Genomic DNA, 15,412 nt, shown 5'->3' with positions numbered 1-15,412 from the left:
ATTTTTGTGCGCCTGCTGACAACAGTCGCAGCTTTACGCTGCTATTTAACTAAACGCTGCTCAGAAAACAAGCTAATTGCAGTTACTGAGGATCTGAGACTAGATGAGATGACTGGCTGGTATCAGACGGCAGTCGGTCTGGTGCCAACGATGGGAAATTTGCATCAAGGTCATTTAAGCTTGATCCAACGGGCGCGGCACGAAAATTCTACGGTGATTGTGAGTATTTTCGTTAATCCCCTGCAATTTGCTCCTAATGAGGATTATCAACGCTATCCCCGCACTTTAGAGCAAGACCAACAACTTTGCGAACAAGCTGGGGTAGATGCGATTTTTGCACCGACTCCGGAAGCAATGGCTGTTCCCCAGAAGAGTATACAAGAATCAAAGGTTACACAAGTTATCCCCCCATCTGCTATGGTCGCAGGTTTGTGTGGTCGTTCTCGGCAAGGTCACTTTCAGGGTGTCGCTACGATTGTTACCAAACTTTTCAATTTGGTACAGCCTGACCGTGCCTACTTTGGTGAAAAGGATGGTCAGCAACTAGCAATTATTAAACGCTTAGTGGCTGACTTAAATTTGCCAGTAGAAATTGTTGCTTGTCCAACAGTACGGGAAGCGTCGGGTCTGGCCTTCAGTTCTCGCAATCAATATTTGACGGCAACGGCAAAAGAGCAAGCAGCGGTATTATATCGGGGCTTGCGACAAGCCCAAGCCGCATTCATTGCAGGCGATCGCAATAGTAACAAGTTGATAGCAGTGGTACAGCAAGAAGTGGCAATGGTCAGCACGGCCTGTGTGGAATATATTGAATTGGTTGAACCGACTACGTTGATGTCTTTAGAAAAAGTTGAGGAGGAAGGAATGTTGGCGATCGCAGCTCGTTTTGGTGCTACACGTTTGATTGACAATATTATATTGCGCGATCGTCAACCCATTATCGCCATTGATGGGCCAGCCGGGGCTGGAAAATCCACAGTGGCGCGGCAAGTGGCAGCAAACCTGAATTTAGTGTATTTAGATACAGGAGCGATGTACCGTGCTGTCACTTGGTTAGTACTGCAAAAGGGTATTGCTATTGACGATGAGTGTGCGATCGCCGAATTAGCTAATCAGTGTAAAATTGAACTGATTCCCACCCAGGATTTACATTCGTCCGTGCAGGTTTGGATTGATGGTGCTGATGTTACCCAGGCAATTCGCACGATTGAGGTAACTTCTCTTGTATCGGCGATCGCGGCACAAAGCGCTGTCCGTCAAGCACTGGTTAAACAACAGCAAAACTGGGGTAAAAAAGGTGGTTTAGTTGCTGAAGGTCGGGATATCGGTACTCACGTATTTCCCGATGCCGAAGTTAAAATCTTCTTAACCGCTTCTGTAAGTGAACGCGCCCGTCGCCGCCAACAAGACTTTAACACCCAAGGTCAACCGGAAGTGAGTTTAGAGCAGTTGGAACACGACATCGCCGAACGTGACTGGAAAGATAGTACACGCAAGGTTTCTCCTTTGCAGAAAGCAGCAGATGCGATCGAACTTCAAACTGATGGTTTGGACGTGTCTGAAGTCACAGCACAAATCGTTAACTATTACCAACAGCGTTTATCTCAGTATTAATTGCTGCTATTTGCTGTTAGCTTTTTAGTTTCAAAAGGTGGTGAGTGATTATTCACTTACCATCCTTAAAACTGTATTTAAAAATAAATATAGATAAGTTAACTATCGGTTATTTTAATTTGAAAATTAACACTATAGTAAGTGTAAATATTTATTAAATTAATTTAAACTTCTTTAATTACTAAATCATCTCGCTTTCGACTGATTTTTAAAATCGTAATTAATCTTACTAAAGATAGAAGTATTAAAGTTTTAATTGCTAAATGCTATTTAGTTATTAGCCTTTAGTTATAAAATATTAGTCATTTTTATTTATAATCAGGAATTGCTAGCGATTTGACTTATCAACCAAGTACTTTGTTTCTGTCTTCACTTTGGTAGTAGAATGACGATGTTAAGTTTTATGTTTCACTAATCAAAGGCATAAAACCCCTAAAAATAAAAGCTATTAATTTCCCAAACTTCTGCAATAGCTTACAAACTAGAAACCGGTAAAGAGAGGATTTGACACAATGGCATTTGTACAGCCCCCACTACCCTTTGAAAAAGATGCTCTAGAGCCTTTTGGCATGAAAGCTGAAACTTTTGAGTATCACTACGGCAAGCATCACAAAGCTTATGTAGACAACCTCAACAAGCTCACTGAAGGTACAGAACTTGCTGATAAGTCCCTAGAAGAAGTAATCCAAATTTCTTTCCAAGACCCCTCTAAGGTGGGAATCTTCAACAACGCTGCCCAAGTTTGGAACCACACCTTCTTCTGGAATTCTTTGAAACCACAAGGTGGTGGTACACCCACAGGTGAACTCGCAGCCAAAATCGATAAAGATTTTGGTAGCTTTGACAAATTCAAGGAAGAGTTCTCTAACGCGGCTGCAACTCAATTCGGCAGCGGATGGTCTTGGCTGATCGATGATGGTGGTACGCTAAAGGTGATCAAAACACCAAATGCAGAAAATCCCCTAGCTCATGGTAAGAAGGCACTCTTAACCTTGGATGTTTGGGAACACGCCTACTACATTGACTATAAAAACGCCCGTCCAGCGTTCATCAAGAATTTCCTAGATAACTTGGTCAACTGGGACTTTGCTGCTGAAAACTTGGCTAAAGCTTAATTACTTGCCTAAAGAAAGGCAGAGGGCAGGAGGCGGGAGGCAGGAGGAAAGAATTTATTCTGAATTCTGACTCCTGACTCCTGAATTCTGTTAGATAAATCAAAATATATGGATAGCAAAGAACTAGCGCAATACATCGAAGCAACGAATAGCATCTCTAAACCTTGGGTATTGATACAACTGCGTCTCAAAAAATTGCAAGAGCGTCGAGCCACTCTGACAAACGATGTTTATACCAAAGAATTAGAAGATATTTACCAAGACTTGATGAAATTAGGTGAATGGTGGCGCGGTATTGAAGATGAGGTATTTTAAAGTGAGGAGTTATGAGTTATGAGTTTTCCTAACTTTTAACTCCTAACTCTTAACTTAAAACACAACCTGATGGCTCAAGCTCTCGATCAAGTCGATTACGATACTCTCGATGCTGCAAAACGACGCTTCATCGATGCTGCAAAACGCACACTTGGCTTTGCAAGCTCTTATGGCATCGTCCCCGCGTCAGGTCTAGGAGCAAGTGCTAATGCTTTCAGCTTCAATCTCGCTCCGTTTCTAGAGGCGGGGGCTAGAGAACTTTCGATGACACTTGTGCCGGAAGGACTAGGCACCGCAGACGATACCCGCCCTGACGATCTTTCCGAAGAAGAACTTCGACGATTCTGGTGGAATATTGGGATTAAGATCGTTTCGTGTCTGACGAATGATGCCGCAACTTCAGGTATGCAGACTATACTTCTCGGTCTTTATCTGCCTTCGAGTACTCCTGAAACAATTTTTACCCCCGCTTTCCTTGATGGGTTTCTTGATGGAGTAGTAGAGGGGTGCAAACGAGTCGGGTGTGTGTATCTCTCAGGAGAAACTCCTCAACTAAAAACCAAGATGATTCCAGGGCGGCTCGATATCGCTGGCTCGGTTTTTGGGGTTATGCCCGCTGGTGTCGTTCCTATTGATAGCTCGCGTCTGGATGCCGGAAATACTATTGTTCTGGTTGAAAGTTCGGGCCCCCATGAGAACGGCTTTACACCACTGCGAAAACTTGCCGAGTCGCTTCCTGATGGCTATAGAACAAAACTTCCGAGTGGGCAAGAGTTCTGGGAAGCGATGAATGCTGCTTCGTATCTTTACACGCCCCTTGTACAGGCGGTGCTTGGCGAAGGAATTCGTCCGACGGCGATGGAGAATATTACTGGTCATGGCTGGCAAAAGCTGATGCGGTCGGTGAAGCCGCTTCGGTACGTTATCGAAACCATGCTCCCAGTACCAGAGATATTTACATTTGTTGAGAGTCATCTTCAGGGCGGGGCCGAGACGATGCTTTCGGTGTTCAATTACGGTGCAGGATTCGCATTCTATACAGAGTCTAAACAGGATGCAGAGAGAATTGTCCTACTTGCAAGAGAACATCAACTTTCGGCTGCGATCGCTGGAAGAGTTGAAGCGTCTCTTTCCCGCGAGGTAGTGATAGAACCTCTTGGAGTCACCTTGAAGGGAGATTCTTTTGGAATTGCGCGAGGGGTATGATACAACCCAATCGTAGGCATAGCCCGTCGTAGACATCGCTAGTTTTCTCGAAGCTATTTTAAACTCACTTATGCAATGCCTGCGGCGGGCTACGCCTACGCTAAAATCATTATTAGTTAGAAAAAAGCTGTAATTACTGATAAAAATAATATTTTTTACACACGAAATCAATTTGTATTTCCGGCTTATTAAAGATAATTACTCTACTAAACCTTTATTTTTACGCCATTTAACACAGATGTTATGGGCGAATTGATGAAAGTTTAGATGTAATATTTACTACTACCAAAGGTAAAAGTAGTGCAAATTACCCATGACTACTGAGATTAAGATTTGCTAACGTAGTCTTAACATATTGAAAAATTTGCTGAGAAAGCTGAGAAAGTAGCAATCGATACTAATTTTTAGTGTTGGTTCTTTCTCATCCAGAGATGTGGCATTTTGGTGTGTTAAGGATAGATATTTTTCTTCAGAGGGGGTTATGGCTGTAAATTTGGCCCGTACTACAACTTCGGCAGAACTTTTAAAGCAAGTATTCCGCAACATTGATGCACATAGTTGTCCAAAGTTATTCAACTTTCACATGCACACTGTCTACTCGGATGGTAGATTGCAGCCTAGTGCATTGATGGAGCAGGCGATCGCTATTGGGTTAAAAGGGTTAGCGATCACCGATCATCATGGTATTGTCGGCTATCAAGCGGCCCTTGCTTGGTTAGAAGATTGGAAATGGAATAATCCTCATGCAACCACTCCTCACCTGTGGAGTGGCGTGGAAATCAATGCCAACCTTTTGAATATAGAAGTTCACATTTTGGCTTACGCTTTTGCAACAGAACACCCTAGTATGAAACCCTATCTGCAAAGAAAGCCGACTACAGGGCAAGAATATCAGGCAAGTAACGTGATTGCAGCTATTCATGAAGCTGGGGGATTGGCAGTTCTGGCTCATCCAGCTCGTTACAAGCGATCGCATTTTGACTTAATTCCAGCTGCGGCACAAAAGGGCATCGATGGTGTGGAAACTTTCTACGCCTACAATAACCCTAACCCTTGGAAACCCAGCGTATTGGAATCAGAACAAGTGCAAAAGTTGGCTGATGAATACTTTCTTTTCAATACCTGTGGTACTGATAGCCACGGTTTGAGTCTGCTACAACGCTTGTAAAGATGAATCAATTTTTTTAAATCTCCTGGTTCAATCTGCCAGGAGGTTATCTTTTTTTGGATACTCAATAGTCAATTTGTTTTAGAGTTAACTTCAAGAGATTGAGAGGCTATCATGATTGTCTCTTTGGCAGCTTTTTCCTTACGTTCGCTATAGCGGTCTGTGAGATAATCAACTTTGTCACGCAACAGCAAGGTAAATTTGTAAAGTTCTTCCATAACATCGACAACGCGATCGCGGTAGGGTAATCCTTGATAGTGTCGTCTTTGTTAAACTCCTGATATGCTTTGGCCACTGAGGATGGTTTTAAAGCATTCTCAGTTTATGAGAATGGCCACCAAGGAAAAAAATGTTTAGCAACCTCGTTAAGAAGTTTAATAACAGTGTTATTTACAAAATAACCAATGGTTTCTCCAATCTTTTGACCCCAGTCTTCTGCTATATATTTTCCTCCATCTCCTCCCAATTTCTCACCAATACCTATTTTGGCTTCCTCCTTAGCTTTCTCTGAACGATTTTCATTTAGTACAGTATTCGTAAATTCACCGAATTCTTTAAAAAAACCATTTTTCGCTTCCTCCTTAGCTTTCTCTGAACGATTTTCATTTAGTACAGAATCCACAAACGTTAACTTTTTCTCTTTAGGGATTGCATAGACAATTGTTTCCACAAGTGTTACCACGTTATATTTTTTACGACAGGAGACTGGGATAACGTTTTTGGTATCAAGACCAAACTTTTTAGCAACATCCTTTATCTTGGCATCAATATTTTTTTGCTGTTCACACCCAGGAATAGAGTTGTTTAAATCCCATTCATCCATCGGTTCAACCTTATCAACCTGGTTCAGCACAATGATAAAAGGCTTACCTTGTACCAAGTGAGGCTTGACAACATTGTGATAAAACTCTTCATCAGTACTAAAAGCTCTGTCATCTGCTTTGAGAACCCACAAAACTACGTCTAATTCTGGCAACTGTTTAGAATATAAATCTTTATATTCGATATCTCGCTCTTGACTTTCACCTACACCAGGTAAATCAACTAATTTGATATTTCCTGAACCCTCACCTACTGGATATTCCTGAGATTTTCGTGTAATAGATTCAATGTGACCGATAGGTGCAACGTCTTTTCCAAAAAGAGCGTTGCAAAGGCTTGATTTTCCTACACCTGTCTTACCGAGTATGCCTATTTTGGGCTGATAATTAAACGTTTTTGAAATAAAATTTTTTATTTTTGTTGCTACTCCAGGCTGTAGTTTGTAAAGGTGATCGAATTGGTCTAATACATTTTCTGGCATATTCATCATGAAGAACATCATCTTAGAGAAAGACTAGCTGTATTATTCCCAAAAAATCTATTTCATGATCACAAAGCATATATTTAGATTATAGATGTCATTATTTGAGATTTTGACGACATCGGGACAAAACCGCTTACCGTAAAGTATTCAGCGCCAGATTAACCCGCAAGTGCGTAGGCGTAGCCCGGCGTAGGCGTCACTTTTGAGTGGGAAATAAGAATCTTGAAAATTTGCTACTCCTGGATCGTTAAAAGCCAAATCTCCATTTTCGCCAACACCGAGATAGGATAAGTTATTACAATCTTTATTGAACAGGTATAATTTCTTTATTCACAAACTTAATCAATTGAGTGACTCGTTCTTTGATTTCATCGCGGACTCTCGGAAAAATTTCTGGTTGTTCTGCTGGATCGTCTAACTGCCAGTCTTCAAATACTTCTTGCACAACCCACTCAGGCGGCAAATTCACGCCACAGCCACACAAAGAAATCACTACATCAAAGTCTTGTGCTTGGAAATCATTGAGGGGTTTGGAGTGTTGATCGGTAATGTCGATACCGATTTCTTTCATAGTTGCGATCGCTTCTGGTCTGACCTGACTTGCTTCTAACCCAGAGCTAATCGCTGCAATTTTTCCCTTACCAAGAGTTTTAGCAAAACCTTCCGCCATTTGGGAACGGGCAGAATTTTTTTTGCAGACAAACATCACATGTTTCATGGTTCAACTCCTTTGAATAATTTGGCTAAATTTAAAAAGTTCTCGATTCAGATGGCAAAAAATAACGTTTTTCAAACCAGAAAGCTACATTAACCAGACCAATCAATACAGGCACTTCCACCAGAGGCCCGACAACGGCGGCAAAAGCAACACCCGAATTAATGCCAAATACTGCGATCGCAGTGGCGATCGCTAATTCAAAATTATTTCCTGCCGATGTAAACGCGACACTTGCGGCTCTAGAATAGTCTGTTTTAACGCGCCAAGCCATGTAAAAGCTGACCAGAAACATGATGATGAAGTAGACGATCAACGGAATTGCAATCTTCACCACATCGAAGGGGATCTGAACAATCAAATTCCCTTTCAAGCTGAACATAACCACGATTGTAAATAATAAAGCAATCAGTGTTATGGGGCTGATTTTAGCCACAAATTCCTCATGATACCACTGCTTACTTTTCACTTTTAATAAGAAGTAACGAGTGAAAAATCCAGCTAAAAACGGAATACCAAGATAGATAAACACACTTTTGGCAATCTCAGCAATGCTGACATTAACAACACTGCTTTGTAAGCCGAACAGTGGCGGCAGTACAGTAATCAAAAACCAGGCGTAAGGACTATAAAAGATGACTTGAAAGATACTATTAAAAGCAACTAAGCCAGCCGTATACTCTGTGTTACCTCGTGCCAAGTCACTCCACACAACTACCATTGCAATACATCGGGCTAATCCAATCAGAATCAATCCCGTCATGTATTCTGGATAGCTATGTAAGAAGATAGCCGCTAGAGCAAACATCAAAATTGGCCCAACGATCCAATTTTGAATTAGTGAAACACCAAGAATTTTTCCGTTGCGAAATACATCCCCTAATTCTTCATACCGCACCTTGGCTAAGGGCGGATACATCATCATAATTAACCCGATGGCGATCGGTATATTGGTTGCTTCCACCTGGAACTGATTGATAAAGGCTTCTACTCCAGGAAAGAAATAGCCTAGACCAACGCCGATCGCCATTGCTAAAAAAATCCACACGGTCAGGAAACGGTCAATAAAGGAGAGGCGTTTTGAAGTTTTTTTGTTCATTACAATTAACCCCATACATGAATGCAGGAGCTTTCAGCAGGAATTTCAGATTATTCAGTCTAAAATCTAAAATTCGTTGAGTTTATATCAAGAATATATCTTTATCATTTCAAAAAAAATTGATTTGTCAATGCCTAAAAAGCGAAAAGCCAACAAAATATTACAAAAAAAATTGATGTATTTTTAAATCTCGCAGGGGGGACGAATAGATAATATGGGGCTAAAACGGCGGAATTCTGCTAAATACTGCTCTAAGGCAGCAAACTGCGGTAGATTGAGGCTGTAGTAAATCCAGCGCCCTTCTTGACGAGCGCGAACTAAACCCGCTTCTTTCAGGGTTTTGAGGTGAAAAGACAGTTTAGATTGAGTGGTTCCCAGGTGGTCGCATAGGTCACACACGCATAGTTCTTGAGAGCGCAGCAGTTCTAATACCTGAATCCGTAGAGGGTCAGACAGGGCATGAAAGCCAGCAGCGATCGTGTCAGGAGTGAAGGTGCTATTAGAAGCCATCAACTTTTCTTGAAGTATTTCTTTATGGTAAATTCCCAATCATCGGTTAAATAATACCTTAACTAAAAAGAAAAGGTCAGTCTATAGTCGATTCTTGGTGGGAATCACAATCATTGAGAAATAGGGTACTTCGGCTGGATCGACTTCATCTAGGGGGATGATGCGTTGCTGTGATGTTGATGCCCGCTCAATATATCTTGCCCGTGATGCTAGGCCTAATTTATGCAAGATATCTCGTACTTTGGTAAAGTGACGACCTAGTTTCATAATTGCGGCGGCGTCGGTCATCAGCAGATGTGTAGTCAGTTCTTCTGCTGGCAAAGGGGCGGGTAAGACTGTGAGAATATCATTGTAGTAGGTGAAAGGTACACCCAAGGCTACCGGACAAGTCATCAGCGAGGAAACTCCGGGGACAACTTCTGTTTCGTACTGGTCGCATAACCGCGTGAACACGTACATGAACGAACCATAGAAAAATGGATCGCCCTCGCATAATACTACAACATCTCGACCTGCTGCTAAATGGTCAGCGATTGGTTGAATTTCCTGGTCATAAATAGACTGGGCCTTTTCTGGTTCCAAAGCGCGGGGGAGGTGAAATAGTACTTCGATTTGATTGCCAGGAAGATACTGCGCCACGATCGCTCTAGCAATACTTTCTTTATCTGTGGCTGATTGATAAGCTACCACAGGAGCCGCACGTAATAGCCGCAGTGCTTTGATGGTCAATAGTTCGGGATCGCCTGGACCGATACCAATTCCATAAAGACGACCTTTGGGTTGCATATTCATTCTTCCTCCGTTGCCAGGGCGTTAACTGCTGCTGCCGCGATCGCACTTCCACCGCGCCGACCGTGTAAGGTTAAAAATGGTACATTTCTGCTATCTGCTGCCAGTGCGGCTTTTGATTCTGCTGCACCGACAAACCCCACTGGAAAGCCTAAGATAATTGCAGGTTTGGGCGCTCCTTCATCAAGGATTTCTAACAATCGGAACAGGGCTGTGGGCGCATTCCCAATTGCAATTACTGAGCTTTCCAGGTGCGATCGCCATAATTCAAGAGCTGCCGCCGACCTTGTAGTACCCATACGCTGGGCAAGTTCTGGTACTTCTGGCTCGTTGAGGGTACAGATAACTTGATTGTTTGCAGACAACCGCCGTCTGGTAACGCCATCGGCAACCATGCGGCAATCGCACAGTATTGGCGCTCCATTTGCCAGTGCTGCTCTTGCGGATTGTACTGCTGTTGGTGAATATCCCAAGTCAGTGACAATATCCGTCATCCCACAGGCATGAATTAGACGTACAGCAACTTTTGCTACATCGGGTGGCAACACATCTAAGTTCGCTTCTGACCGGATGATTGCAAAAGAATTACGGTAAATTTCGTTGGCATCTCGGATATAGTCGGGCATTCAATTTGGGATTTTAAATTTGGGATTAATATATAAAAATCAAAAGGCTTAGATTGCCGACTTCTCTAAAAAGTTGGGAATCTTTTTGTTCGCAATTGATTGAGGGATTATATTAAATAATTGCTGTAATTGTTCCAGTGCAAATCGATTAGCAAATTCTCCAAAGGACTCATTAGAATTTAAGCGTTGAATTTTATATACATATAGCATCCGCTCTATTAATGCAGGTAGTTCGGCAAAAGTTACATATTGATATAGTTCGCGTCCGAATTTCTGATTGCTGTCACCAACATAAACGTGATAGCCTTCCACAGTTCTATTTTCAGCCTCAATGGTGACGCCGAGGAGAGTAATATCACTTTTGCTGTGCTGGGCACAAGATTTTTCGCAGCCAGTGAAGTGGATATTAACTGGGTAATCGAGAGTAACGCGAGTTTTAAGATACTCTGCCAATGCCAATGCATGACTTTTAGTGTCAGTGGCAGAAGCGGCGCAACCTTTTTTTCCCGAACAGGCAACTAATCCACCCTTGATATTGGTTGCAGAGCAATCTAATTCTAATAAACCAATTTCACTTTGGACATCAGCAACCCATTGCTGAGGAATATCTGTAAGGAGCAAATTTTGCCAAGGGGTTAGCCTGAGAGTTCCACTACCGTATTTTGCCGCTAAATCTGCTAAACCCCGCATCTGTCTACTTTCCAATCGACCAAGGGGCAAGACGACACCAATGTAAAATAAGCCTTGCTGACGTTGGGGATGAATGCCAATATGCTGATATTTCTCCCCTTTGCCTTGGTCTACGGTGTACACACAAGTCGAATTACCCCCCTTAATCCCCCCTTGGAAAGGGGGGAAACTAGAAATACAGTTCCCTCCCCTTTCCAAGCGATGCCCTGAGCTTGTCGAAGGGGGGAGGGTTAGGGAGGGGTAAAACTTACGCTTAAACTCAGATGAGTGAACTGTTTCAGACTTGTGTGTACACTGTAACTTGCCTTGCTGAGGGAGTAGGTCTTTTCTGTCACTGTACAAAAGAGAAAAAGGTAAACGCTGCTCAACTTCTTGGAGATAATTTTCACAACCCAAAGTATTCAATAACTCTCTTAGACGTAGCCGCCGCTTACTCGTAGTATGATCGCTATAAGCTAGATAGACATCCGCCAAAGCTGCTAAGACGGGCAAACAGTCTTCTGGTGGTAACAAAATTCCCGTATCGCTGGGGGGTTGACCCTTCTCACCAACACTGAGAGAGAGCCGAAAATAAACATTATCGTTAAGTAAGACAGCTGCAAAGGCGATATCATTCAAGCGATCGCCCACCTGAATTATCCCACCACCATCAAAGCAAACGCTGAATTTGGCCGACAGTCCCGAAAGCGCCGGATGTGCTGCAATATAATCATCCCAACCTTGAACAAAAGGGCGAGTATCGATTAATTCTAGCGGGTCGATACCAGCAGTTGGACTGGTCATAATATTGCGGATTTGGTCTACAACAGTATTGTCAGAACCCAATCCCATATTTTGGAGGTATTTCAGAACCTCAGCATTTATCCCGGTGCGGATTTCACGAACTTGCAGGTTAGCTCGATTAGTCACATCTATATAGCCGCCACCGTGCTGTTCTGCTATATCTGCGATTGCACGGCACTGCTGACTAGTAATAATTCCACCTGGTATTCTAACGCGAGATAATATCCCATCTGCGGCAGGAGTAGCATAAAACAAGCCGGGACAAGTGGCAAATCCAGAAACCAATTTTAGAACTCCTTCCCCGTGCAACGCAGGGAGTAGACGGTGAGTGTGTCTTGAGGACATCCTGAGAGTTGGCATTCTGACTTGGGTCATCCCATCACAGCTGCGGCACAGTCCCGGAATTTCACCGGAGTTTCCCAACTCTCAGCTTTAGTAATTTAGACTTTGTTGAGGTTATAGATATCAACCAGACATCATCCAGATAATCATTTTACATTACTATGGCGATAAATTTTAACTGAGCTTATCCACTACCGATCGCAAGATATAGTTCTTGAAGCTAATCTATAAATTGAATTTAGTCATGGCTCAGGCAGGAATGCTTGCAATACGGTTCGGTTAAAGGGGAAAGGGGAAAGGGGAATAAAAAACCTTTAACCGCAAACCCATTTCCCTTTTCCCCAAAGCTAATTCTGAGTTCAAAATGCTTATCCTAACTGTATTGGGAATGCTTGAGCCTTTTTGCTGAAAAACTTGCTTTAGAAAAAGTTAGGCGATCGCCGCTTCACGAGTAGCAACTTTGCTAAACTGATTTACTGGACGAGGTAAACCAAGATTTTCGCGCAGGGTTCGTGCTTCATACTCTGTACGGAACAGACCCCGACGTTGCAATTCAGGAATTACCAAGTCTACAAACTCATCCAATCCTCCCGGCAACCAGGGCGGCATAATATTAAAGCCATCTGCCCCGCCATTGACAAACCAATCTTCTAGCTGATCGGCAATTTGTTCTGGTGTGCCTAGAATCTGACGATGCCCACGCGCTCCAGCTATCGACAAATACAGTTGTCGAATCGTGAAATTTTCTCTCTTAGCTAGGTCAATCAGAAGTTGCTGACGGCTTTTACCCCCGTTAGTCTCTGGTAGCTCTGGCAACGGCCCGTCCAATGGATAGCCGGATAGGTCAAATCCACCGATCATTGAGCCAAGCAAATTTAAGCCGACCACCGGATCGATCAACTCCTGAATTCGATCGAATTTGTCTTTAGCTTCTTGCTCAGTTTTGCCGATAACTGGGAATACACCTGGCATAATCTTAAGATGCTCAGGTGAGCGCCCGTATTCAGCCAGTCTCCCCTTCACATCTTGATAAAAAGCCTGAGCTTCTGCCAAGGTCTGCTGGGCAGTGAAAATTACCTCCGCCGTTTGTGCAGCCAGATTCTTACCATCCTCGGAAGACCCAGCTTGAATAATCACCGGATAACCCTGGATAGGACGCGCCACATTTAGCGGCCCACGCACTGAAAAATGCTCGCCTTTGTGGTTGGGAACGTGCAGTTTATTGGGATCGAAGTAAATACCCGATTCTTTATCATGTAAGAAGGCGTCATCCTCCCAACTATCCCAGAGCTTGGTGACTACATCCACAAACTCTTTCGCACGCTGATAACGTAGGGTATGTTCCATGTGCTTTTCCCGATTGAAGTTCAACGCTTCAGCTTCGGTAGCAGAAGTTACAAGATTCCAACCTGCACGGCCACCGCTAAGATAATCTAATGATGCAAATTTGCGGGCGAGGTGATAAGGCTCGTTGTATGTAGTCGATACTGTCGCCGTCAAACCGATGTTTTCCGTCACCACAGACAAAGCCGACAACAGGGTGAGAGGCTCAAAGTGGACGAGTTTGCCATTTCGGCTCAAAAGGTCGGCGCTTTGATTGCGATCGCGCACAGCCACACCGTCTGCAAAGAAAATCATGTCAAATTTGCCGCGTTCTGCCGTCTGTGCCAGCCTTTTATAATGCTGAAAGTTCAAACCAGCATTAGCTTGCGCTTCGGGGTGTCGCCATGACGCTACGTGATGACCAGTACTGGGCAAGAATGCGCCTAGTCTAAGTTGAGGTTTTTTCGTACTCATACTTTTGTCTGTAAAATCGTAGTGTTTTTAAACGCATAGGCACGCAAAGTTAAGCCAGTGCGTTGCGCGGGTTCCCCGCGTTGTAGCAACTGGCGTAGCGCAGAGGAATGCAGAGTTTTGCCGAATTTATGCAATGTTGTACTAAGGTGTTATGAGTTAAATCACGTTAGTTTTTGGATTTTGAATTGCTTACACTGGCTGGGGTTTGAGTAAATCTGTTTTGGTAACAAATTCACTGAATGTACTTGCAACCTGCTGCGGTAATGCGATGCCTGGTGTTTGCACTGGTAAGCGAGGAAACAGTAATTCTGCGACTCGATAGGCTTCTTCGAGATGGGGATAACCTGAGAAAACGAAGGTATCAATTCCTAAATCGGCATATTCCAGCATCCGCGCTGCAACTGTGTCTGGATCTCCGACTAAGGCAGTCCCAGCGCCGCCACGTACTAAGCCAACACCTGCCCATAAGTTGGGGCTAATTTCTAGGTTTTGGCGTTCGCCTTTATGCAGTTGAGCCATCCGGCGTTGTCCTTCTGATTCCGATTCAGAAAACCGCTGATGTGCAGCTGCTATGGTTTCATCATCGACATACTGAATCAGTTCATTAGCTGCATCCCAAGCTTTTTGCGTAGTTTCGCGGACTATGACGTGCATCCGAATCCCAAAACGTACCGTTCTACCTTGTTCTGCTGCTAATCGGCGTACTTTTGCAATCTTTTCGGCAACTTGCTCTGGTGGTTCACCCCAAGTTAAATACACATCAATGTGTTTGGCTGCAACTTGGAGCGCCGCATCTGAAGAACCGCCAAAATACAAGGTGGGATAAGGCTTTTGTACGGGAGGAAATTGGAGTTTTGCGCCTTGAACTTTGAGATGGCGACCACTATAGGTTACTTCTTCACCTTGCATGAGCGATCGCCAAATTGTCAAAAACTCATCTGTCAGTTCATAACGCTGGTCACGATCTAAGAAAATCCCATCTTTTGCAAGTTCTTTGGTGTCGCCACCAGTGACAACATTCAGAATAATTCGACCATTAGAAATCTGGTCAAAAGTCGCAGCCATTCTAACTGCTAAAGAAGGCGACATAATTGCCGGACGAAAGGCTACAAGAAACCGTAAGCGTTCTGTAACTGAAATTAATGAAGTAGCGACAATCCAAGTATCTTGTTTTTGTCCGGTACCAATCAACATCCCGCCATAGCCCAATTTATCAACAGCTTGGGCGATTTGCTGCATATAGGGGTAAGTGGCTGCTCGTCTGCCAATTGTAGTACCTAAATAACGTTCATCTCCCTGGGTCGGCAAATACCAAAAAACTTCCATTTTCTTATCTC

Annotated in this window: 14 protein-coding genes, 2 pseudogenes and 1 riboswitch; of the genes and pseudogenes, 5 read left to right on the top strand and 11 right to left on the bottom strand. The window is 43.4% G+C overall.

Annotated elements, in window-relative coordinates:
* The first annotated feature begins 6 nt into the window (after nucleotides 1–6).
* The 5 genes from ACR5KR_RS05560 to ACR5KR_RS05540 all read left to right on the top strand — a co-directional run bounded on the left by ACR5KR_RS05560 (nucleotide 7) and on the right by ACR5KR_RS05540 (nucleotide 5,418).
* On the top strand, nucleotides 7–1,614 hold the full coding sequence (locus tag ACR5KR_RS05560) for a bifunctional pantoate--beta-alanine ligase/(d)CMP kinase (RefSeq protein ID WP_448265770.1): 1,608 nt from the start codon (nucleotides 7–9) through the stop codon (nucleotides 1,612–1,614).
* 512 nt (nucleotides 1,615–2,126) lie between these two features.
* Nucleotides 2,127–2,729 carry a superoxide dismutase [Fe] gene (sodB, locus tag ACR5KR_RS05555; protein ID WP_448265769.1) on the top strand — a complete coding sequence of 201 codons (603 nt, stop codon included), beginning with the start codon at nucleotides 2,127–2,129 and terminating at the stop codon, nucleotides 2,727–2,729.
* 108 nt (nucleotides 2,730–2,837) lie between these two features.
* Nucleotides 2,838–3,044, top strand: coding sequence for a hypothetical protein (locus ACR5KR_RS05550; protein WP_322680752.1), 207 nt, complete (start codon nucleotides 2,838–2,840; stop codon nucleotides 3,042–3,044).
* A gap of 69 nt (nucleotides 3,045–3,113) precedes the next feature.
* A complete protein-coding gene (locus ACR5KR_RS05545; protein ID WP_445627419.1) occupies nucleotides 3,114–4,250 on the top strand; it encodes an AIR synthase related protein in 1,137 nt (378 codons plus the stop codon).
* Between the two features lie 481 nt (nucleotides 4,251–4,731).
* On the top strand, nucleotides 4,732–5,418 hold the full coding sequence (locus ACR5KR_RS05540) for a PHP domain-containing protein (protein ID WP_448265768.1): 687 nt from the start codon (nucleotides 4,732–4,734) through the stop codon (nucleotides 5,416–5,418).
* Nucleotides 5,419–5,489: 71 nt separating this feature from the next.
* Here ACR5KR_RS05540 and ACR5KR_RS05535 read toward each other — a convergent pair.
* From ACR5KR_RS05535 to ssuD, 11 genes and pseudogenes are all read right to left on the bottom strand, one after another.
* Nucleotides 5,490–5,719 (bottom strand): annotated as a pseudogene (locus ACR5KR_RS05535) (arsenical resistance protein ArsH); the annotation flags it as partial.
* Nucleotides 5,720–5,740: 21 nt separating this feature from the next.
* Nucleotides 5,741–6,730, bottom strand: coding sequence for a GTPase (locus ACR5KR_RS05530; protein ID WP_448265767.1), 990 nt, complete (start codon nucleotides 6,728–6,730; stop codon nucleotides 5,741–5,743).
* A gap of 207 nt (nucleotides 6,731–6,937) precedes the next feature.
* Nucleotides 6,938–7,018: pseudogene (locus ACR5KR_RS05525) on the bottom strand (glucosamine-6-phosphate deaminase); the annotation flags it as partial.
* Between the two features lie 10 nt (nucleotides 7,019–7,028).
* Nucleotides 7,029–7,442, bottom strand: a complete 414-nt coding sequence (gene arsC / locus ACR5KR_RS05520; protein WP_448265766.1) for an arsenate reductase, glutathione/glutaredoxin type — start codon at nucleotides 7,440–7,442, stop codon at nucleotides 7,029–7,031.
* A 31-nt stretch (nucleotides 7,443–7,473) separates the two neighbouring features.
* Nucleotides 7,474–8,538, bottom strand: coding sequence for an ACR3 family arsenite efflux transporter (gene arsB, locus ACR5KR_RS05515; protein WP_448265765.1), 1,065 nt, complete (start codon nucleotides 8,536–8,538; stop codon nucleotides 7,474–7,476).
* Nucleotides 8,539–8,721: 183 nt separating this feature from the next.
* Nucleotides 8,722–9,048: an ArsR/SmtB family transcription factor gene (locus ACR5KR_RS05510; protein ID WP_448265764.1), complete on the bottom strand. Its 327-nt coding sequence runs from the start codon at nucleotides 9,046–9,048 to the stop codon at nucleotides 8,722–8,724.
* An 81-nt stretch (nucleotides 9,049–9,129) separates the two neighbouring features.
* Nucleotides 9,130–9,834 carry a precorrin-2 C(20)-methyltransferase gene (locus tag ACR5KR_RS05505; RefSeq protein ID WP_448265763.1) on the bottom strand — a complete coding sequence of 235 codons (705 nt, stop codon included), beginning with the start codon at nucleotides 9,832–9,834 and terminating at the stop codon, nucleotides 9,130–9,132.
* 2 nt (nucleotides 9,835–9,836) lie between these two features.
* On the bottom strand, nucleotides 9,837–10,463 hold the full coding sequence (locus ACR5KR_RS05500; RefSeq protein ID WP_448265762.1) for a precorrin-8X methylmutase: 627 nt from the start codon (nucleotides 10,461–10,463) through the stop codon (nucleotides 9,837–9,839).
* 48 nt (nucleotides 10,464–10,511) lie between these two features.
* Nucleotides 10,512–12,296 carry a precorrin-3B synthase gene (gene cobG / locus ACR5KR_RS05495; RefSeq protein WP_448270098.1) on the bottom strand — a complete coding sequence of 595 codons (1,785 nt, stop codon included), beginning with the start codon at nucleotides 12,294–12,296 and terminating at the stop codon, nucleotides 10,512–10,514.
* A riboswitch (adenosylcobalamin-variant (AdoCbl-variant) riboswitch) is annotated at nucleotides 12,283–12,366 on the bottom strand. Its footprint overlaps the gene before it by 14 nt.
* 341 nt (nucleotides 12,367–12,707) lie before the next feature.
* Complete coding sequence (locus ACR5KR_RS05490; protein ID WP_445627428.1) at nucleotides 12,708–14,075, bottom strand: LLM class flavin-dependent oxidoreductase; 1,368 nt, start codon at nucleotides 14,073–14,075, stop codon at nucleotides 12,708–12,710.
* A 189-nt stretch (nucleotides 14,076–14,264) separates the two neighbouring features.
* On the bottom strand, nucleotides 14,265–15,401 hold the full coding sequence (ssuD, locus tag ACR5KR_RS05485) for an FMNH2-dependent alkanesulfonate monooxygenase (protein ID WP_445627429.1): 1,137 nt from the start codon (nucleotides 15,399–15,401) through the stop codon (nucleotides 14,265–14,267).
* Nucleotides 15,402–15,412: the final 11 nt, after the last annotated feature.

The sequence above is a fragment of the Nostoc sp. DSM 114159 genome (genome assembly GCF_053470285.1).
The sequence above is the reverse complement of the archived record's forward strand: the minus strand, read 5'-3'. Positions and strand labels throughout refer to the sequence as shown.